The organism is Pseudomonas sp. BW7P1 (assembly GCF_024981055.1).
Taxonomy (GTDB): Bacteria; Pseudomonadota; Gammaproteobacteria; order Pseudomonadales; family Pseudomonadaceae; genus Aquipseudomonas; species Aquipseudomonas bananamidigenes.
In genome coordinates this window covers 237,271-256,277 of record NZ_CP103374.1, presented here as the reverse complement: position 1 = coordinate 256,277, position 19,007 = coordinate 237,271, and the positions used below count along the sequence as shown (strand labels likewise).

Annotated in this window: 18 protein-coding genes; 8 read left to right on the top strand and 10 right to left on the bottom strand. The window is 60.8% G+C overall.

Annotated features, from left to right (window positions below):
* Positions 1–15: 15 nt before the first annotated feature.
* The 4 genes from NWV16_RS01180 to NWV16_RS01165 all read right to left on the bottom strand — a co-directional run bounded on the left by NWV16_RS01180 (position 16) and on the right by NWV16_RS01165 (position 5,594).
* Positions 16–1,407 (bottom strand): pitrilysin family protein, encoded by a 1,392-nt coding sequence (locus NWV16_RS01180; protein ID WP_260521661.1) that lies wholly within the window; start codon positions 1,405–1,407, stop codon positions 16–18.
* A gap of 169 nt (positions 1,408–1,576) precedes the next feature.
* Positions 1,577–3,235 carry a Na/Pi cotransporter family protein gene (locus tag NWV16_RS01175; protein WP_260521660.1) on the bottom strand — a complete coding sequence of 553 codons (1,659 nt, stop codon included), beginning with the start codon at positions 3,233–3,235 and terminating at the stop codon, positions 1,577–1,579.
* A gap of 213 nt (positions 3,236–3,448) precedes the next feature.
* On the bottom strand, positions 3,449–4,216 hold the full coding sequence (locus NWV16_RS01170; RefSeq protein WP_260521659.1) for a TerC family protein: 768 nt from the start codon (positions 4,214–4,216) through the stop codon (positions 3,449–3,451).
* A gap of 70 nt (positions 4,217–4,286) precedes the next feature.
* The gene (locus NWV16_RS01165) at positions 4,287–5,594 is read right to left on the bottom strand and encodes a CitMHS family transporter (RefSeq protein WP_260521658.1); all 1,308 of its coding nucleotides are present in this window, start codon (positions 5,592–5,594) and stop codon (positions 4,287–4,289) included.
* A gap of 416 nt (positions 5,595–6,010) precedes the next feature.
* On the opposite strand from NWV16_RS01165, the gene NWV16_RS01160 reads away from it, so the two are divergent.
* Genes NWV16_RS01160 through NWV16_RS01150 form a run of 3 tightly spaced genes read left to right on the top strand, consistent with a single transcriptional unit; the run spans position 6,011 to position 7,947 of the window.
* Positions 6,011–7,024: an AAA family ATPase gene (locus tag NWV16_RS01160; RefSeq protein ID WP_260521657.1), complete on the top strand. Its 1,014-nt coding sequence runs from the start codon at positions 6,011–6,013 to the stop codon at positions 7,022–7,024.
* Complete coding sequence (locus NWV16_RS01155) at positions 7,021–7,527, top strand: hypothetical protein (RefSeq protein ID WP_260521656.1); 507 nt, start codon at positions 7,021–7,023, stop codon at positions 7,525–7,527. The genes NWV16_RS01160 and NWV16_RS01155 overlap by 4 nt, the downstream gene beginning before the upstream one ends.
* Positions 7,528–7,545: 18 nt before the next feature.
* Positions 7,546–7,947: a GFA family protein gene (locus NWV16_RS01150; RefSeq protein WP_260521655.1), complete on the top strand. Its 402-nt coding sequence runs from the start codon at positions 7,546–7,548 to the stop codon at positions 7,945–7,947.
* Here NWV16_RS01150 and NWV16_RS01145 read toward each other — a convergent pair whose 3' ends face one another.
* Positions 7,948–8,274 (bottom strand): DOPA 4,5-dioxygenase family protein, encoded by a 327-nt coding sequence (locus tag NWV16_RS01145; RefSeq protein ID WP_065260155.1) that lies wholly within the window; start codon positions 8,272–8,274, stop codon positions 7,948–7,950. It lies immediately after the preceding gene.
* Between the two features lie 84 nt (positions 8,275–8,358).
* Here NWV16_RS01145 and NWV16_RS01140 point away from each other — a divergent pair, with 84 nt between their 5' ends.
* Positions 8,359–9,024: an NAD(P)-dependent oxidoreductase gene (locus NWV16_RS01140; protein ID WP_260521654.1), complete on the top strand. Its 666-nt coding sequence runs from the start codon at positions 8,359–8,361 to the stop codon at positions 9,022–9,024.
* Here NWV16_RS01140 and NWV16_RS01135 read toward each other — a convergent pair whose 3' ends face one another.
* Positions 9,025–9,975, bottom strand: coding sequence for a choline sulfate utilization transcriptional regulator (locus NWV16_RS01135; RefSeq protein ID WP_260521653.1), 951 nt, complete (start codon positions 9,973–9,975; stop codon positions 9,025–9,027).
* A 114-nt stretch (positions 9,976–10,089) separates the two neighbouring features.
* Here NWV16_RS01135 and betC point away from each other — a divergent pair, with 114 nt between their 5' ends.
* The 3 genes from betC to NWV16_RS01120 all read left to right on the top strand — a co-directional run bounded on the left by betC (position 10,090) and on the right by NWV16_RS01120 (position 14,307).
* On the top strand, positions 10,090–11,604 hold the full coding sequence (betC, locus tag NWV16_RS01130; protein WP_260521652.1) for a choline-sulfatase: 1,515 nt from the start codon (positions 10,090–10,092) through the stop codon (positions 11,602–11,604).
* A 16-nt stretch (positions 11,605–11,620) separates the two neighbouring features.
* Entirely contained in the window at positions 11,621–12,538 is a 918-nt protein-coding gene (choX, locus tag NWV16_RS01125) for a choline ABC transporter substrate-binding protein (protein WP_260521651.1), read from the top strand.
* Positions 12,539–12,738: 200 nt separating this feature from the next.
* On the top strand, positions 12,739–14,307 hold the full coding sequence (locus tag NWV16_RS01120) for a SulP family inorganic anion transporter (protein WP_260521650.1): 1,569 nt from the start codon (positions 12,739–12,741) through the stop codon (positions 14,305–14,307).
* A gap of 7 nt (positions 14,308–14,314) precedes the next feature.
* Here the strand turns inward: NWV16_RS01120 and aroE are convergent, their stop codons facing one another.
* The gene (aroE, locus tag NWV16_RS01115; protein WP_260521649.1) at positions 14,315–15,136 is read right to left on the bottom strand and encodes a shikimate dehydrogenase; all 822 of its coding nucleotides are present in this window, start codon (positions 15,134–15,136) and stop codon (positions 14,315–14,317) included.
* Between the two features lie 9 nt (positions 15,137–15,145).
* The gene (hemF, locus tag NWV16_RS01110; RefSeq protein ID WP_260521648.1) at positions 15,146–16,060 is read right to left on the bottom strand and encodes an oxygen-dependent coproporphyrinogen oxidase; all 915 of its coding nucleotides are present in this window, start codon (positions 16,058–16,060) and stop codon (positions 15,146–15,148) included.
* 151 nt (positions 16,061–16,211) lie between these two features.
* On the opposite strand from hemF, the gene NWV16_RS01105 reads away from it, so the two are divergent.
* Positions 16,212–17,189, top strand: a complete 978-nt coding sequence (locus NWV16_RS01105) for an NADPH:quinone reductase (protein WP_260521647.1) — start codon at positions 16,212–16,214, stop codon at positions 17,187–17,189.
* 49 nt (positions 17,190–17,238) lie between these two features.
* On the opposite strand, the gene NWV16_RS01100 is transcribed toward NWV16_RS01105, so the two are convergent.
* The gene (locus tag NWV16_RS01100) at positions 17,239–17,796 is read right to left on the bottom strand and encodes an L-threonylcarbamoyladenylate synthase (RefSeq protein WP_065260146.1); all 558 of its coding nucleotides are present in this window, start codon (positions 17,794–17,796) and stop codon (positions 17,239–17,241) included.
* 55 nt (positions 17,797–17,851) lie between these two features.
* Entirely contained in the window at positions 17,852–18,949 is a 1,098-nt protein-coding gene (dprA, locus tag NWV16_RS01095) for a DNA-processing protein DprA (RefSeq protein WP_260523601.1), read from the bottom strand.
* Positions 18,950–19,007: the final 58 nt, after the last annotated feature.

Below are 19,007 nucleotides of genomic sequence, written 5' to 3'. Positions count from 1 at the left end.
TGGCGAGGCTGCCGGTCAGTCTGAAGGCACGGATTTTCGCCGGCGCAGTCGCCAGCCAAGCAGGAGCAGCAACACAACGCCCAGACAGCCACCCATCAGCCACACCACCTGATCGTCACTGAACAATGCTTTCTCGATGCGCAGATACCCCGGCTGCAATAACAATTCGCGCATGGCCTTGTTCGCCGCTTCCAGCGTCACCCCTTGCAGTTCCCGGGCAGGATCGGCGAAGCGGCCATCCTCATAGTCGCCCAGCGCGCTCCAGTAATAGTCGGCCATGCCGCTGTTGCCCTGCACGGCCCAGGCCTGGTGGGCGATGGCTGCCTGTTTGATGCGATTGAAGGTGTCGGCATCGAGGCCGTTCTTCAGCAGGCTGGCCTTGAGGTCTTCCAGCACCTGTTCGGCTTCGGTGATGTCGCCACGATCCAGATCGGCGTTGAGGCTCATGAAACCGACACCGCCGAACACCTCGCGCTCGGCCCAGGGTCCATAGGACAAGCCATGGTTCAGGCGCAGCTCGCGGTACAGCGCCCACTCCAGATATTCCTTGAGCAAATCGAACGTCTCGTCGTACTGGTCGTCGAGCACCGGCTCCGGCACCAGCCAGTGCAGCTTGGCGCCATTGCCGATGAAGCCGCGGGTCAGCGTGCGCTCATGGGCAGCGCTGGTGCGGATGTCCGGCAGCGACCGATGCTCGCTCGGATCGACCGCCTCGAGCGCGCCCCACGTCCGTTCCAGATACGCCGGCAGCAGCTTGTCGAGGTCACCGACGACGATCAGGGTCATGTTGTTCGGCGCGTACCAGGCCTTGCGCACCTTATCCAGCTGTTCGCGGGTCAGGCCATCGACTTCGGCCCGTTGCGGGCACTTCAGCCCCAGCTCCACCGCCAGCTGATTGCTGGCGCTGTGGCCCAGGTCCTGACGGTCGAGAAAGCGCCGCAGACGGGTGTAATGGCCGCCATCCTCGCGCTCGACCACCCGTTTGGCGGCGTTGATCGCGTTGTCGTCGAAACGGGTCTGAGTCAGCAGATCCAGCAACAGGTCGAGGACCTTGCGCTGGTTTTTCGCCGGGGCTTCGATGACGAACGTGGTGTCGGCGTTGCTGGTGAAGGCGTTCCAGTCACCGCCCAGAGCCTGCATGCGCTCTTCGAGGCCACCTTCGCCAGTGGCGTCGATGCCGCTGAACAACAGGTGTTCGAGCAGGTGCGGCAGCTCCTTTTCATTGCAGTCGAAATCGTCGAGGCCGACGCCCACCACCAGGCGGATCGCCACATGCCCCCGTTCGGTACCGGGTTTGAGCAGCAATTGCAGGCCGTTGGGCAGGGCATAGCCCTCGACCTGGAAACGATCCAGGGCGAGGGCGGGCAGGGAACCGAGCAGCAGACAAGCGAACAACAGGCAACGCATAACGAGCTTCCATACAACTGAGTCGGAGATCCGTGTCGTCAGTCGGATCGCTTTCGCGAGCAGGCTCGCTCCCGCAAAGGAATGCCTTTCAAATGCAGGAGCGAGCCTGCTCGCGAAGGCGTCCTTGAGGCTGAACCATGAGCTACTGACTGACCACAGCCCCAGACGTTCAAGGCGAATGCGTGATGTCGGCCATTTCGTCCGCCGCCAGCGCGCCGGTGTCGGAAGTTTCCAGCACCACGTAGGCACTGCTGCAGAACAGCGAGTTCAGGCGTTTCATGTCGGCAATCAGCTCCAGGTGCAACGAACTGGTCTCGATACTTTGCACGATCTTGCGTTGCAAACGGCTGACATGGGCATGGGCCAGACGACGTTCCTGAGCACGGAAGCGACGTTTCTCGCGCAACAGCTGGCGGGCGCTTTCCTTGTCGCCGCTGAGAAACACCGACAGCCCCAACCGCAGGTTGGCGATCAATTGCTGATGCAGCCCGGCCAGTTCTTCCAGCCCGTCTTCGGAAAACGAACGGCGCTGGGACGTCTTCTGCTGCTGCACCTTGCGCAGCATGCGTTCGATCAGGTCGCTGGCAAGCTTGAGGTTGATCGCCAGTTCGATGATTTCCGCCCAGCGCCGACTGTCCTGCTCGCCAAGATCCTCCCGGGGCATCTGCGCCAGATACAACTTGATCGCGCTGTACAGCGCTTCGACGTCATCGCTCAGCTTGCGCATTTCCTGGGTGACTGCGGTCTGTTTGCCGCGCAGCACGTCGAGGGTGGCGTCGAGCATGTTGTCGATCAGGTCGCCCATGCGCAGGGTTTCCCGGGCGGCGTTGGCCAGCGCCAGGCTTGGCGTGACCAGCGCGGTGAGGTCGAGGTGACGCGGTTTGGCGGTGCCATTGACCTCCGGACGCTCCGGCAACAGCCAGGCGCACAGGCGAGCCATCGGTGCGACCGTCGGCAGCAGGATCAGGCAGCGTGCGGTGTTGTAGAGCAGGTGGAAGCCGATGACCATTTCCTGCGGACTGTAATCGAGGCTGTCGATCCAGTGCGCCAGTGGGTCGAGTACCGGAATGATCAGCAACAGGCCGATCAGTTTGTATAACAGACTGCCGAGTGCCACTTGCCGGCCGGCGGCGTTCTGCATGCTGGTGCTCATGAACGCCAGCACGCCGCTGCCGATGTTGGCGCCGATCACCAGACCGATCGCCACCGGCAGGCTGATCACATTGGCACCCGCCAGGGTCGCGGTCAGCAGTACAGCGGCAAGGCTGGAGTAGGAAATCATCGCGAACAGCGCGCCGACCAGGGCGTCGAGCAGGATGTCGCCGGTCAGCGAGGCGAAAATCACCTTCACGCCTTTTGCATGAGTGATGGGCCCGGCGGCCTCGACGATCAGTTGCAGCGCCAGGATGATCAGCCCCAGGCCGATGGCCACGCGGCCCATCTGCCCGAGCCGTGTCTGTTTGCGTGACAGAAAGAAAATCACCCCGAGGAAGATCAGCAGTGGCGACAGCCATGACAGATCGAAGGTCAGCATCCGCGCCATCAGTGCCGTACCGACGTCGGCGCCGAGCATGGTGGTCAGGGCCGGGGTCAGCCCCATCAGCCCCTGGCCGACGAAGGAGGTCACGAGCATGGCGGTGGCGTTGCTGCTCTGCACCATGGCGGTCACCAGGATGCCGGCGATGAACGCCAGCCAGCGCCTGGACATGTTCTGGCCGATCACGTGCCGCAGGTTGGTGCCGTACACCCGCAGGATGCCGGTTCGGACGATGTGCGTGCCCCAGATCAGCAGGGCCACGGCAGACAGCAGATTGAGCAGGGTGAGCATGCAGACCCCCTGTAGTTGCAGCGCCCCAAAGGGACAAGTTGACGATACCGCGCAGTTTCTACGTGTTGTTCTTAAGCTGTAGTTGGCGAATGGTCCGGGCGCCAGCATTGCACAGCTAAAGTGCGGATTGAAATAAAACCGTCATGAAAACAGGTTCATGCAGCCATGAAAAAAGGGCCCGAAGGCCCTTTGATCATCAGCGCAGCGTTGCGGTTACTGACCCGGAACATCCTTGCGCAGTTTCACCGGATCCTGCTGTTTTTTCCTGCGGGCAATCGCGCCGCGCATCTTGATGTTGATCGCTTCGACTGCCAGCGAGAAGCCCATGGCGAAGTAGACGTAGCCTTTCGGTACGTGAACGTCGAACGCTTCGGCGATCAGCACGGTGCCGACCACCAGCAGGAACGACAGCGCGAGCATTTTCAGCGACGGGTGCTTGTCGATGAATTCGCTGATCTTGCCCGAGGCCGCCATCATCACCAGCACCGCCACGACGATCGCCGCCACCATCACCGGGACATGGGAGACCATGCCGACGGCGGTGATCACCGAGTCCAGCGAAAACACGATGTCGATGATCGCGATCTGGATGATGGTGTAGAAGAAGTTGCCGCCCTTGCCCGAAGGCGCATCGCCGGCTTCGTCTTCACCTTCCAGCGCGTGGTACATCTCCTGGGAGCTTTTCCACAGCAGGAACAGGCCACCGAAGAACAGGATCAGGTCACGCCCGGAAATGCCCTGACCGAACACCACGAACAGGTCGGCGGTGAGACGCATGACCCAGGTGATCGACAGCAGCAACAGGATCCGCGTGATCATGGCCAGGCCAAGACCGAAAATCCGGGTGCGCTGCTGCATGTGTTTGGGCATGCGGCTGACCAGGATCGAAATCATGATGATGTTATCGATGCCCAGGACGATCTCCAGGGCGGTCAGGGTGAAGAAAGCAACCCAGATTTCGGGGTTGGTCAGCCAATCCATGTGTATTCCTTTGAGCGAGTGTTAAACCCGTACGCCGGCAGGCCGTCGGCGCACGGGTGATTTGATGCCGTTACAACGTGCTGAACAGCGGGAACGTCCCCAACAGCAGTGCGGCGGCCAGTATGCACAGGCAGACCAGCACTGCCCACTTCAGGGTGAAACGCTGGTGATCGCCGAACTCGATCCCGGCCAGTGCCACCAGCAGATACGTCGACGGCACCAGCGGGCTCAGCAGGTGAACCGGCTGCCCGACGATCGAGGCGCGGGCCATTTCCACTGCAGTGATGCCGTAATGGCTGGCTGCTTCCGACAGCACCGGCAGCACACCGTAGTAGAACGCGTCGTTCGACATGAAGAACGTGAACGGCATGCTCACCAGTGCGGTAATCACCGCCAGGTACGGGCCGAGGACATCAGGGATCACCGCCAGCAGGCTTTTCGACATGGCATCGACCATGCCGGTGCCCGACAGGATACCGGTGAAGATGCCCGCCGCGAAGATCAGACTGACCACCGACAGCACACTGCCGGCGTGAGCGGCGACACGATCCTTCTGCTGTTGCAGGCAAGGGTAGTTGACGATCATGGCAATACTGAACGCCACCATGAACAGCACCGGCAGCGGCAACAGGCCGGCGATCAGGGTGCACATCAACGCCAGGGTCAGCAGGCCGTTGAACCAGATCAGTTTCGGACGGCGGGCATCCGGGAACTGCGACACGCTGATTTCGCTGTGATCGATTTCGTCGCCGATCAGGTGCAGCTCACCCAGACGCGCACGTTCACGTTTGCCGTAGAAGTAGGCAATGATCAGGATCGCCACCACACCGGCAGCCATCGCCGGGATCATCGGCACGAAGATGTCCGACGGGTCCACGTGCAGCGCACTGGCGGCACGGGCGGTCGGGCCGCCCCATGGGGTCATGTTCATCACGCCGCCGGCGAGGATGATCAGGCCGGCCATGATTCGCGGGCTCATGCCGATGCGGCTGTACAGCGGCAGCATGGCGGCCACGCAGATCATGTAGGTGGTCGCGCCGTCACCGTCGAGGGAAACGACGAGCGCCAGGACGGCGGTGCCGACCGAGACCTTCAGCGGGTCGCCCTTGACCAGTTTGAGGATCTTGCGCACGGCCGGGTCGAACAGGCCGGAGTCGATCATCAGGGCGAAGTACAGAATGGCGAACATCAGCATCACGCCGGTCGGCGCAAGCTTGGTAATGCCTTCGAGCATCATCGGGCCGATCTTCGGCGCGAAGCCACCGAACAGGGCAAACAGGATCGGGATGATGATCAGAGCGATCAGCGCGGACAGGCGCTTGGTCATGATCAGGAACATGAACGTGATGACCATGGCGAAGCCAAGGAAAGTCAGCATGGGAAAACTCCAGGCGTAGCGCGGCTAGGTAAGTAAGCAGATCGAGGGCGATCAGCGCAGAACGGGAAGCACGAGACGTACGGGCGGAGTTGGAGCGAGGAGGCGGGCTACAGAGGACATCAGAATCACCATTGTTGTTGTTAATCGGGCCTGACGTGCGAGCAACTGCACGCGTTGGCCAACCGGTCTGTTGCCGGTAGTGGCGGCGATCCTAATGGGGCAACCTTTCAGCCAGCTTTCGCAGGTGAAAGGTCTGACGAGAGGCTCGGACAGTTTCTTGCAACAAGTGAATCTGCAGTGGAATGTGATCGTAAGGCCCTTCCGAAGATTTTGAAGGGCCCTGTCCACCGCTGTATGGAAGGCATTCGCAATGCTAGGCTTGCGACCACTGCAAAGTTTGAGAGGAGCTCCAACCAATGCTCAACAGCGTTGATTTAGACAATTTCGGCCCATTACAGAAAATTCGCTGGAGCAAGCTCTCAAACCTGAATCTGATCATCGGTGCAAACAGCGCTGGCAAAACCTTTTTGCTGAAGGCGCTGTATTGCACGATGCGAACACTCGAAGAGTACCAGCGGGGAAATGATCAGCGTTCGGCCGCAGAAATCCTGACTGACAAGCTTTATTGGACATATCAGGCGGACAAGATTGGCGATCTGGTAACCAAAAGCGCAGACAGCCCTTTGTCCTGCAGAGTCAAGGTGGATGCGCGTGAATTTCGTTACAGCTTCGGCAAAGACACGGCGAAGAACATCTCCTCTTTGGAGAGTCACGTTCCACCTCGGAGCAGCAATTCAATTTTTCTTCCTCCCAAGGAAGTGCTTTCGTTGCAACACATCATTCTGAAAAGCCGCGATATCGATAAGGATTTCGGATTCGACGACACTTATTACGACTTGGCCAAAGCCCTGCGTCTCCTTCCTACGAAAGGAAAAAACCACGCGCACTTCGCAAAAGCTCGAGAGAACCTGGAAGAGATGTTCGGGGGAAAAGTCGAATTCGATAGCAGTGCAAATCGCTGGCAATTCAAGAAGGGCAACCAGAAGTTCCAGATCGGATCAACGGCTGAGGGCATCAAGAAAATTGCCATTCTTGATACCTTGCTGGGCAACCGTTTTTTGACGAAAGACTCGATGGTATTCATTGACGAACCGGAGTCAGCTCTTCACCCGGTTGCCATTACCAAATTGGTAGAAATTATCGTATCCCTCGCTGGAAGTGGCATTCAGTTTTTCATTGCCAGTCACTCGTACTTCGTCATCAAAGCTTTGTATCTGGCGGCTCAAAAACAACAAATATCCATTCCGGTCTTGTCATCCATTGATGGCGAATGGATTGGTGATGATTTGCTCAAAGGCATGCCGACAAATCCGATTGTTGATGAATCAATTCGACTCTATGAGGAAGAAGTGGAGTTGGCATTGGGATGAGTATTTCAATCCAGGAATCCGGAATGAATTTCGGGCCTTACCCTGAGGAGAAGTGCTTTCCGATTGAGACCAGCCCACTTTTCACCAGATTGGGAGAGGGGTTAAAGGTCTCTGAGTTCGTTCTGTTGCGAGATGCGCCAAATAATACTCAGGCAGCTTGGTTCATAGAGGCAAAATCAAGCGCACCACGAGAGCATGCGATCTACGTTGAGGAAATCCGACAGAAATTTACAAACTCGGTACAGCTGACATTTGCTGCCTGCCTCAAGCGTCATGATGATGTAGAGGATCTTCTTCCTGCGGAGTTCAGGGAGCTTAATCTTGGCAATTGCCCGGTAAAGTGTGTTCTGGTGATCCGAAATTTTCGTAAAGAATGGATTGCCCCCCTGCAGGAATCATTGAGCAGAGAAATGAGAACGCTGGTAAAAACCATGGGCTTCAGCCCTACGTCGGTCGTAGTCATCAACGACGAGAAGGCGCGCGAACTCAACTTGATCACCTGATCCGACGGTGGAATCCCTATGACTGATTTGCACAGCGGTGGCTGCCATTGCGGACATATCCGCTATCAGTTCAGCGGAGCGTTGCGCGACATTGCCCACTGTCATTGTTCGATTTGTCGAAAGGTCAGTGGCGGCATCGTCACCACCTGGATCACGCTGCCAGCGGCGAATTTCCAATGGCTGACCGGAACACCTTCACGCTATGACTCGTCAGCCAGTTGCGCACGGTTCTTTTGCCCGAACTGCGGCGCGCAGCTGGCGCTGGTGACATCGCTCAGCCCCGAGAGCATCGATCTGACCATCGCCACGCTGGATCACCCGGAACAAGCCGCCGCCGAGCGGCATATCTGGACCGGCAGCCAATTGCCGTGGCTGCACCTGGACGAGCATTTGCCCGGCGGGCCCGAAGAAACCATCTGATCAAAAAACAGACAGGTCCAGCGGACGCATCGCACCCATCCAGATTGCGTGCTCGGTGTGATCGAGCAAGTCATCGCCGGTGTCCGGGTGCAGGAACACCACCAGTCCCTTGCGATGGAGTGCCAGCCACGGCAGCACATCGCCAATCAGCTCCGGGCCGAAGGCCAGCTGGCAACTCCAGTCCGGATGCGGGCCCACCGGGCGTTCATGCATGCGGCCCATCTTCAATGGAAACAACGCTGCCGCCTGCTCACACAACGTCCGCGCCTGCTCGATGGTGCCGGCGTCGTAATAAACGTGGGCGTGGTAACCCTTGATCGTCTGCATCGCAAACCCTCTGAATCGGTTCGAACCCTTGGCGTTGGCAATATGTCACACGCCATACAATGGAAATCAAAAGGGACCTCAGCCATGAAAAATGCCGAAACCCCGGTGGTGAAGGTGGTGCTCTATGGTGCCATGAGTAGCCTGGGCAGTGCGTTGATGGCTGAACTGCTGCGCCGTCAGCACGAAGTCATCGCCATCCTCGACGACCTGACCGCCCTAGCGCCACGCCCGGGCCTGCGCACCAAAGGCGGCGATCTGTTCGATGCCGAACGGGTCAACCAGAGCGTGGCCGGCAGCTCGGCGGTGATCTGCCTGCTGGGTGCGCCGGGCCTGCCGTTCAGCAGCGATCATGTGGAAAAGACCGTGGTGCTCGGACCGGTGGAGCAGGTGCTGGCGGTGGATGCGCTGATCGATGGCCTGCAAGCGGCGAGCGTATCCCGGTTGTTTGTCGTGGGGGATTTCGCGCTGCTGGACGAACCGGGTCCGGATGATCGCTTGCAACGCCACGCCGCCGGGGAAATCCGCGAAGCCCTGCAAGGCAGCTCACTGCGCTGGACATTGGTCGATGCGCCCCGTGGAGTGGCGGGGCTGACCATCGAGCATTTCAGCCAGGTCGGCGCAACGCTGGAGCCGGGCCTGGCCGAACCGTTGGAGCGTCTGCACCGGGTGGCGGTCGGAATTGCCGATGAACTGAGTCTGAACCTGCATACAGGTGAACATGTGAGTTTTGTTGCCGCATCGAAGCCTTGATCACACGGCGATCGAAGGCAACGCCATGCCCGTCAGCGACTGCGCGCTGCTGGCCTGTTCGGCCATCAGCCAATCGACAAACCGCTGAATCAACGCCCCACGCCGTTTGCGCTGGGGCAGCACCACGTAATAACCGAGGCGCGAAAGCGTGGTTTCTGCAATCGGGCGGCACAACAAGCCTTGGGCCAGCAAGTTATCCACAAGGTGCCGCCAGCCAATCGCCACGCCCTGACCGCCAATCGCCGCTTGAATCAGCAACGTGTAGTTGTCGAAACGCAGCTGGCCCGGCGCGGGCGGCGTGTGGATGCCCAGTGCGCGAAACAACCCGCTCCAGTCGAACCAGTTACTGCTGTTTTCGCCACGCAAGTGCAGCAGCGGGAACTCCAGCAGGCCCTGGGGCGGCAAGGGCAGAACGCGATCCTTGAGCAATTGCGGGCTGCACACCGGAAACACTTCTTCGCTGAACAGCCAGTGACTTTCGCCCTGTTTGAAGCGACCGTCGCCGAACAGCACGGCAACGTCGATATCCGGCCGGAGCATGTTGTGATTGCGCTCGCTGGTGACCAGGCTGACATCGATCTGCGGATTGGCTGCGTGAAAACGATGCAGACGGGGCATCAACCAGTAGGCGGCGAAGGCGAAGTCGGTGGCGACCTGAAGCACTTCATGCTGTTGCTGTGCGCTGATCGCACCCAATCCTGCGTCGATATTCTGCAAACCGAGGGTGACTTGCTCGAAAAGGATTGAACCAACCTCAGTCAGTTCGATGCCTCGGTAAATCCGGTCGAACAGTCGCGTTCCGAGCTGCTCCTCCAGTCGTTTGATCTGCTGGCTGATGGCCGGCTGAGTGGTGCCAAGCTCCACAGCGGCGGCGGTAAAACTGCGATGACGGGCCGCCGCCTCGAACGCGCGCAGCAGGTCGAGGGACAGGTCACCGAGGGCTTCATACATAAGCTGTGCTTATCCTAGTCATTGTCCGGCGCGGGCTTTACCGGAAATTGAGGGGAATCCATGCTCGATCGCAGCAATGTCGCATAAATATTCACTATGGAATGCCGCGATCACATGAAGCGCAAGAACATTCTCTTCATCATGGCCGATCAAATGGCCGCGCCAATGTTGCCTTTCTACGGCCCGTCGCCAATCAAACTGCCGAACCTGAGTCGTCTCGCCGGACAAGGCGTGGTGTTCGACGCCGCATATTGCAACAGTCCGCTGTGCGCGCCTTCGCGTTTCACCCTAGTCAGCGGTCAACTGCCAAGCAAGATCGGCGCCTACGACAACGCCGCCGATTTTCCCGCCGATATTCCCACCTATGCCCATTACCTGCGTCGCCTCGGTTATCGCACCGCGCTGTCGGGCAAGATGCACTTCTGCGGCCCCGATCAACTGCACGGTTACGAAGAGCGCCTGACCAGCGATATCTACCCGGCCGACTACGGCTGGGCGGTGAACTGGGACCAGCCGGATGTGCGGCCGAGCTGGTACCACAACATGTCCTCGGTGCTGCAGGCCGGGCCATGTGTGCGCACCAATCAGCTCGATTTCGACGAAGAGGTGGTGTTCAAGGCGCAGCAATACCTGTTCGACCACATCCGCGAGGACGGCGACCAGCCGTTCTGCCTGACCGTTTCAATGACGCACCCACACGATCCGTACACGATTCCCAAGGCATTCTGGGATTTGTACGACGAAGCGGATATCCCGCTTCCGACCACACCGGATCAGCATTCACTTGATCCGCACTCGCAACGTTTGCTCAAGGTCTACGATCTGTGGGGCAAGCCGTTGCCTGTGGACAAGATTCGCGATGCGCGCCGGGCTTATTTCGGCGCCTGCAGTTATATCGACGCCAACGTCGGCAAACTCCTGCAAACCCTCGACGATTGTGGGCTGACGGACGACACCATCATCGTCTTCTCCGGCGACCACGGCGACATGCTGGGTGAGAAAGGCCTCTGGTACAAAATGCATTGGTTCGAAATGGCCGCGCGGGTGCCCCTGTTGATCAGTGCGCCCGGTCAGTTCAATGCAGGCCGTGTGAGCGCTGCCGTGTCCACCGCCGATCTGTTGCCGACCTTCGTGGAACTGGCAGGTGGCAGCCTGGAACCGGATCTGCCGCTGGATGGCCGCTCTCTGATGCCGCATCTGCGAGGGCAGGGCGGTCACGATGAAGTGTTCGGCGAATACATGGCCGAAGGCACCGTCAGTCCGCTGATGATGATCCGGCGGGGCGCTTTCAAATTTATTTACAGCGAAACCGACCCTTGTCTGCTTTTCGATGTGGATAACGATCCACGCGAAGAAGAGGAACTCAGCCAGTCACCGCAACATCGCCAACTGTTCGACGATTTTCTCGCCGAAGCGCGGGCCAGATGGAACATTCCGGCCATTCATCGCGAAGTGCTCGAAAGCCAGCGACGTCGGCGTTTTGTTGCCGAGGCGCTGACGATCGGCAAACTGAAGAGCTGGGACCACCAGCCGCTGGTGGACGCCAGTCAGCAGTACATGCGCAACCACATCGACCTTGATGACCTGGAGCGCAAGGCCCGTTATCCACAACCCTGCCAAAACCAATAACGTCGAGGGGAAGTCCATGGTCAAGTTATCCACAGTTGTGTCGGTCAGTCTGCTGGCGCTGGGCAGTGCCAGCGCGTTCGCCGAGAGCTGCGACACGGTGAAAATGGCCGATCCCGGCTGGAGCGACATTGCCGCGACCAATGCCATCGCGGGCTTTCTGCTCGACGGCATGGGTTACAAGGCCAAGGTCGATACGCTCGCGGTGCCCATCACTTTCGGCGGCTTGAAGGACGGCCAGGTCGACGTCTTCCTGGGCAACTGGATGCCGGCGCAGCAGGGCTTCTACGACAAGTTCGTGGCCACCGGCGATGTCACGCAACTGGCGAAGAACCTCGACGGCACCGAATTCACCCTGGCCGTGCCTGACTACGTGTGGGATGCCGGTGTGCATGACTTTGCCGACCTGAACAAATTCGCCGACAAGTTCGATCGCAAGATCTACGGCATCGGCTCAGGCGCTCCGGCGAACATCTCGCTGCAGGAGATCATCAAGAAAAACGATTTCGACATGGGTCAGTGGAAGCTGGTCGAGTCCAGCGAACAGGCAATGCTGGCCGAAGTCTCGCGGGCGGTGAAGAAACAGAAATTCGTCACCTTCCTCGGCTGGACTCCGCACCCGATGAACGTGCAGCTGAAAATGCGTTACCTCAAGGGTGGCGAGAAATACTTCGGCGACACCGGCAGCGTCTACACCCTGACTCGCAAGGGCTACGCACAGGCCTGCCCGAATGTGGGCAAATTGCTGACCAATCTTTCGTTCACGCAGGAGATGGAGAACAGCATCATGGCCGACGTGGTGAACAAGAAGATCAGCAATGCCGATGCGGTGAAGGCCTGGATCAAGGCGAATCCGGGGGTGTTGGAGAAGTGGCTCGACGGCGTGAAGACCGTGGACGGGAAGGATGCGTTGCCCGCTGTAAAAGCCCGGCTGTAAATCATTACCTCCGCTTTGTGGCGAGGGAGCTTGCTCCCGCTGGCGTGCACAGCACTCCCGATCCCGCAGACTCGGCCAGTGAGAAATACATCGTTGTCTGTTTTTTGGACTGCTACGCAGCCCAGCGGGAGCAAGCTCCCTCGCCACAATGATCAGCCCTGTACTGTTACGCTTGCGTAAAATTTCACCCGAGAGGACCCATGGCCTTCCCCAGCCGCCGCTCACTGTTCCCTTTCCTGGTCTGGCTGCCCCGGCAGACCCGCGCCAGCGTCGGGCGGGACCTGATCGTAGGCCTCAGCGGTGCGATTCTCGCGCTGCCGCAGTCGATTGCGTACGCCCTGATCGCCGGTCTGCCACCCGAGTACGGACTCTATGCGGCGATCATTCCGGTGCTGATCGCCTGCCTTTGGGGCTCGTCCTGGCATCTGATCTGCGGGCCGACGGCGGCGATTTCGATTGTGCTGTTCGCCAGCGTCAGTCCGCTCGCCGTGCCGGCGTCGCAGGACTACATCACCCTGATCCTGCTGCTGACATTTCTCGCGGGGATTTTTCAGTGGCTGCTCGGCCTGCTGCGCTTCGGCGCGCTGGTCAATTTCGTCTCGCACTCGGTTGTGCTGGGTTTCACCCTGGGTGCGGCGGTGGTGATTGCCATCGGGCAATTGCCGAATTTGCTCGGGCTGGATCTGCCGGCCAGGGCGACGGCGCTGGCCAGCCTGCTGGATCTGCTGCGACATCTCGGGGCTGTGGATAAACCCTCGCTTGTCCTCGGCGCCGCTACGGTGGTGGTGGGCGTATTGCTCAAGCAACTGCTGCCACGCTGGCCGACATTGTTGATAACTCTGGTCCTCGGCAGTCTGATGGTGTGGATGTGGCCGACGATGTTCGGCCATGTTCATCTGGTCAGTGCCTTTGTCGGGCGCCTGCCGCCGTTCAGCGGATTGCCGCTGGATATGGATCTGGTTTTAAGGCTGCTGCCCAGCGCCGTGGCGGTGGGCATGCTCGGGCTGGTCACCAGTCTGTCGATTGCCCGCTCGATTGCCGCACGCTCGCAACAATTGCTCGATGCCAATCAGGAGGTCCGCGCCCAAGGGCTTTCCAACATCGTCGGAGCGTTCTTTTCGGGCTCGTTGTCCGCCGGTTCGTTCACCCGTTCCGGACTGAGCTATGAGGCCGGCGCCTGTTCACCGCTGGCCGGGGTGTTTTCGGCGTTGTGGGTGGCGCTGTTCGCGATTTTCGGTGCAGGGCTGATCGCGCACATTCCGATCCCGGCCATGGCCGGCAGCATCCTGTTGATCGCCTGGGGACTGGTGGATCATCGCGGCATTCGTGCGCTGTTGCGGGTCAGTCGGGCCGAGTTTGTAGTGATGGGCCTGACCTGCGTCGCCACGTTGCTGCTGGAATTGCAGACGGCGATCTACGCCGGTGTACTGGCATCACTGTTTTTCTACCTCAAGCGCACTTCGCAGCCGAGAGTGCAGCATTGGCGCGATGGCGATGACGATGTGTTGCGGGTCGGCGGATCGATCTTTTTCGGCGCCAGCCACTACCTGCAAGTGCGCCTGCAACGGATGCACGGCACACGGGTGGTAATCGAGGCGCAGCAGATCAACTTCATCGACTATTCCGGCGTGGAAATGCTCCATCAGGAAGCCCGGCGCCTGCTGCGCCAGGATCGCAGCCTGACCTTGCGTCAGGCGCGACCGCAGGTGGTGGAGGAGTTGCGCAAACTCGAAGGGCCGGAGAAATGCCCGATCCGCTTCGAGGACTGACGGTGGCTTACAGCGCCAGTTGACGACGCAGTTCCGCCAGAACCGGCGCCGTGTCGGGACGTACGCCCCGCCACAGGAAAAACGCTTCCGCCGCCTGTTCCGCCAGCATGCCCAAGCCATCCATCACCACGCCCGCGCCCTGTTCGCTGGCCCAGCGGCAGAACGCGGTCGGCTCCTTGCCGTACATCATGTCGTAGCACAGGGTCTTGCCCGGTTCGATCAGGCTCGCAGCAATGGGCGGCACGTCGCCGCTGAGGCTGGCGGAGGTGGCGTTGATGATCACGTCCACCGGCTCGCGCAGCCAGTCGAAACCGCTGGCCGACACCGGCCCCAGATCGCAGAACAGCTCGGCCAGCCGCTCAGCCTTGTCCACGGTACGGTTGGCAATGATCACCGAGGCCGGTTTCTCCGCCAGCAACGGCTCCAGTGCGCCACGCACCGCGCCACCGGCTCCGAGCAGCAGGATGCGCTTGCCGGTGAGGCTGAACCCGGCGTTGACCGTCAGGTCCCGCACCAGCCCGGCGCCGTCGGTGTTATCCCCGAGCAGGCTGCCGTCGGCGAGTTTGCTCAGGGTGTTCACTGCCCCCGCCCGTTGGGCACGGTCGGTCAGGCTGTTGGCCAGGCGGTAGGCCTCTTCCTTGAACGGGACGGTCACGTTGGCGCCGCGACCTTCGCGGAAAAACGCCGTGACGCTGCCGGAAAAGTCGTCGAGCGGCGCCAGAAGGGTGCTGTAATCGAGGCTCTGCCCGGTCTGCTCGGCGAACAGCCTGTGAATCATCGGCGACTTGCTGTGGCCGATCGGGTTACCGAAAACGACGTAACGATCCATCAGAAATCCTCAGGCCTGGGCCAGCCAGTCGCGGTCTTGCAGGAAGTAGTCGGTCAGGCGTGCTTCTTCACTGCCCGGTTCGGCCTTCCAGTCATAGGCCCAGCGCACCTGCGGCGGCAGCGACATCAGAATCGATTCGGTACGCCCGCCCGATTGCAGACCGAACAGGGTGCCACGGTCGTAAACCAGGTTGAACTCGACGTAGCGACCGCGACGGAATTCCTGGAACTCACGCTGTTTGGCGGTGAACGCATCATTCTTGCGACGCTGCACGATCGGCAGGTAAGCGTCGATATAGGCATCGCCGATGGCACGCATGAAAGCGAAACTGGTGTCGAAATCCCATTCGTTCAGGTCATCGAAGAACAGACCGCCGATGCCCCGTGGTTCATGACGATGCTTGATGTGGAAATAGGTGTCGCACCAGGCCTTGTAGCGCGGGTAGACGTCCGCACCGAACGGCGCACAGGCCTGCTCGGCGACGCGGTGCCAGTGGATGCAATCTTCTTCGTTGCCATAGTACGGGGTCAGGTCAAAGCCACCGCCGAACCACCAGACCGGTTCTTCGCCTTCCTTCTCGGCGATGAAAAAACGCACATTGGCGTGGGACGTCGGCACATGCGGGTTGTGCGGATGGATCACCAGCGACACGCCAAGGGCTTCGAAACCGCGCCCGGCCAGCTCCGGACGATGGGCGCTGGCGGACGGCGGCAGACCGCTGCCGAAGACGTGGGAAAAGTTCACGCCGCCCTTTTCGATCACCGTACCGTTCTCGATCACCCGGGTGCGACCGCCACCGCCGGCCGCACGGGTCCAGGCGTCTTCGACGAAGCGTGTGCCGCCGTCTTCGGATTCCAGCGCCGCGCAGATGCGGTCTTGCAGGTCGAGCAGATAGGCCTTTACGGCATCGGTGCGGGTCGTCATGGCATCACCTTGGATCGGGCATCGCCCCGTGGGCGAGGGGCGGCGCAAATGGGCGCGTAGCATACCATCGCAGGCCGGCACGCCGCAGTTGACGAAGATCAAGCAGGGGAGTTCGATAGGGGCCTTCCGAATCGTCCCGAGGAGTAGGCAGATGGCCAAGCGAATCCAGTTCCGCGCCCATGGCGGCCCCGAAGTGCTCGAATACGTTGATTACCAGCCCGCAGAGCCCGGCCCGCAGCAGGTCCGCGTGAGCAACAAGGCCATCGGCCTTAACTTCATCGACACCTACTATCGCAGCGGGCTGTATGCGCCGCCGGCATTGCCGTCGGGTGTGGGTGCGGAAGGCGCGGGCATCGTCGAGGCCGTGGGCAGCGCGGTTACCCGGTTCAAGGTCGGTGACCGCGTGGCGTACGGCAGCGGTCCGCTGGGCGCGTACAGCGACGTGCATGTCCTGCCCGAAGCGAATCTGGTGCACCTGCCGGACGCCATCAGCTTCGAAACCGCAGCGGGCGTAATGCTCAAGGGTCTGACCGTGCAGTACCTGCTGCGCCAGACTTATGAACTCAAGGGTGGCGAAACCATTCTGTTTCACGCGGCGGCCGGCGGCGTCGGTTTGCTTGCCTGCCAATGGGCGAAAGCTCTGGGCGTGAAGTTGATCGGCACCGTCAGCTCGCAAGCCAAAGCCGAACTGGCCAAGGCCCACGGCGCCTGGGAAACCATCGATTACAGCCACGAAAATGTCGCGCAACGAGTGCTGGAATTGACCGACGGGAAGAAAGTCCCGGTCGTCTACGACGGCGTCGGCAAGGACACCTGGCTCGCCTCTCTGGACTGCGTGGCACCACGGGGGCTACTGGTGAGTTTCGGCAATGCGTCCGGCGCGGTGGACGGGGTCAATCTGGGCATTCTGGCGGCGAAAGGCTCGCTGTACGTCACCCGGCCAACCCTGGCGACCTACGCCAACAACGCCGAGAACCTGCAGCGCATGGCGGATGAGCTGTTCGGGATGATCACCAGCGGCAAGCTGAAAGTGGATATCGGTCAGCGTTATCCACTGGCGGATGCGGCGAAGGCGCAGACCGAGTTGGCGGCGCGGCGTACCACTGGCTCGACCATTCTGTTGCCATAGCCCGAAGGAGGCGAGGGCGTTTGCTCCCTCGCCACAAATCACCACGGTATCAGGCCGGGCGCACGACCTTGCCGGTTGCCAGGTCGCGGATCAGGCTCGGGTTCTTGCGCCCGCCCAGCATGCCGCCCAGCACCAGATCGACCTGCCCGCGAAAATACTGCTCGACCCGCAAGCGACTCTTCGCCGCCGGCCGTCCCTGCGGGTTGGCCGACGTCGAAATCAGCGGCCCCACGAGCGAGCACAGATCCCGCACCTGCGGATGATCGCTGACCCGCAGTGCCACGGTGTCATGCACACCGGTCACCCACTCCGGCAACAGGTTCTGATGCGGCACCAGCCAGGTGTTCGGACCCGGCCAGGTACTGGCCATGCGGTCGATCCAGTCCTGGGGGAAATCCTCGAACAGGAAATCGAACTGCCGAATGTTGTCGGCGACCAGAATCAGTCCCTTGTCCACCGAACGGTTCTTGATCGCCAAAAGGCGATCCACCGCTTCTTCATTCCATGGATCGCACCCCAGCCCCCAGACGGCTTCGGTTGGATAGGCAATCACCGCCCCGGCGCGAATCTCTCGTGCGGCTTGTTGCACACGCCAACTGTTGACCATGAAAAAACTCTCCGCAAACAGGTTTCGCGCAGTTTACCGATCTTCAATGTAAAACCTAGCTTGCCCGTGCAAACCAGCGACCGTTTTCGCACACCGCTCGCCCCTCCATCTCCAGTTCGGTCAGTGCCGCCAGCACTTTGGGCAACGCCCAGCCACTGCTCTCGGCCAGCCCTTCGCTGGTGTGTGGTGCCGCATGAAGCAGGCGCAGCAACGGGCTGTCGGGATCCGGAGCGGTTGCGGACATCGGCAGGCGCTGCCAGCCACGCAGGGCTTCGAGGATGTGTTCGACGGTCTCCACCAGCACAGCGCCGTCACGGATCAACTGGTGGCATCCGCGCGCACCGGGATGGTGGATCGACCCCGGAATCGCGTAAACCTCGCGGCCCTGTTCCGCCGCCAGTCGCGCCGTGATCAGCGAGCCGCTGGCCACACTGGCCTCGACCACCAGCACGCCGAGGGACAAACCGCTGATGATCCGGTTACGCCTGGGGAAGTTGCTCGCCGTCGGTCCGGCGTCCAGTGGAAACTCCGAAAGCACCGCGCCGCCAGAGGCAATCATCGCGTCCGCCAGTCGTCGATTGCGCTGTGGGTAAAATTTTTCCAGCCCGGTGCCCAGTACGCCGACAGTCTGCCCGCCGACGTCCACCGCCGCCTGATGGGCCGCTGCATCGATCCCCAGGGCCAGGCCACTGGTGATGACGAAACCGGCTCCGGCCAGACTCCGGGAAAACGCGGCGGCTGTGTCCATGCCCGGACGCGAAGCGCGTCGGCTGCCGACCATCGCCAACTGCGGTTTTTCCAGAATGGCGGGATCCCCGGCGACAAACAGCAAGGGCGGTGGATCAGGAATCTGCGCCAGCAACGCCGGGTAATCCGCCTGGTCCCACATCAACAGATGCTGCTGTGGCCGCTCTAGCCAGCGCAGTGCGTGGCTGGCGCCGTCGCGTACGTCAGGACAGCGGCGAGCTTCGGCGCTCGCCACCGGCAATCCCAGCGAGCGCCAGGCACTGGCCGGCGCGCTGAGGGCCTTGGACGCAGAGCCGAACGCTTCGAGCAATCGGGCAAAACGTTTCGGGCCGATTTCCGGCAGGCGGTGCAGGCGCAAACGCGCCTCCAGTTCCGCCGGGGAAACCGGCATACAGACAGGCATCATCATGGATCATCCTTGATCGTCATTTGCCCCGAACCCTTCGGAACAAGCTGTGGATAAC

Coding starts and splice junctions, on each gene's coding strand:
- NWV16_RS01180 (WP_260521661.1), bottom strand. CDS start 1,407: ATGCGTTGCCTGTTGTTCGCTTGTCTGCTGCTCGGTTCCCTGCCCGCC.
- NWV16_RS01175 (WP_260521660.1), bottom strand. CDS start 3,235: ATGCTCACCCTGCTCAATCTGCTGTCTGCCGTGGCCCTGCTGATCTGG.
- NWV16_RS01170 (WP_260521659.1), bottom strand. CDS start 4,216: ATGGATTGGCTGACCAACCCCGAAATCTGGGTTGCTTTCTTCACCCTG.
- NWV16_RS01165 (WP_260521658.1), bottom strand. CDS start 5,594: ATGCTGACTTTCCTTGGCTTCGCCATGGTCATCACGTTCATGTTCCTG.
- NWV16_RS01160 (WP_260521657.1), top strand. CDS start 6,011: ATGCTCAACAGCGTTGATTTAGACAATTTCGGCCCATTACAGAAAATT.
- NWV16_RS01155 (WP_260521656.1), top strand. CDS start 7,021: ATGAGTATTTCAATCCAGGAATCCGGAATGAATTTCGGGCCTTACCCT.
- NWV16_RS01150 (WP_260521655.1), top strand. CDS start 7,546: ATGACTGATTTGCACAGCGGTGGCTGCCATTGCGGACATATCCGCTAT.
- NWV16_RS01145 (WP_065260155.1), bottom strand. CDS start 8,274: ATGCAGACGATCAAGGGTTACCACGCCCACGTTTATTACGACGCCGGC.
- NWV16_RS01140 (WP_260521654.1), top strand. CDS start 8,359: ATGAAAAATGCCGAAACCCCGGTGGTGAAGGTGGTGCTCTATGGTGCC.
- NWV16_RS01135 (WP_260521653.1), bottom strand. CDS start 9,975: ATGTATGAAGCCCTCGGTGACCTGTCCCTCGACCTGCTGCGCGCGTTC.
- betC (WP_260521652.1), top strand. CDS start 10,090: ATGAAGCGCAAGAACATTCTCTTCATCATGGCCGATCAAATGGCCGCG.
- choX (WP_260521651.1), top strand. CDS start 11,621: ATGGTCAAGTTATCCACAGTTGTGTCGGTCAGTCTGCTGGCGCTGGGC.
- NWV16_RS01120 (WP_260521650.1), top strand. CDS start 12,739: ATGGCCTTCCCCAGCCGCCGCTCACTGTTCCCTTTCCTGGTCTGGCTG.
- aroE (WP_260521649.1), bottom strand. CDS start 15,136: ATGGATCGTTACGTCGTTTTCGGTAACCCGATCGGCCACAGCAAGTCG.
- hemF (WP_260521648.1), bottom strand. CDS start 16,060: ATGACGACCCGCACCGATGCCGTAAAGGCCTATCTGCTCGACCTGCAA.
- NWV16_RS01105 (WP_260521647.1), top strand. CDS start 16,212: ATGGCCAAGCGAATCCAGTTCCGCGCCCATGGCGGCCCCGAAGTGCTC.
- NWV16_RS01100 (WP_065260146.1), bottom strand. CDS start 17,796: ATGGTCAACAGTTGGCGTGTGCAACAAGCCGCACGAGAGATTCGCGCC.
- dprA (WP_260523601.1), bottom strand. CDS start 18,949: ATGATGCCTGTCTGTATGCCGGTTTCCCCGGCGGAACTGGAGGCGCGT.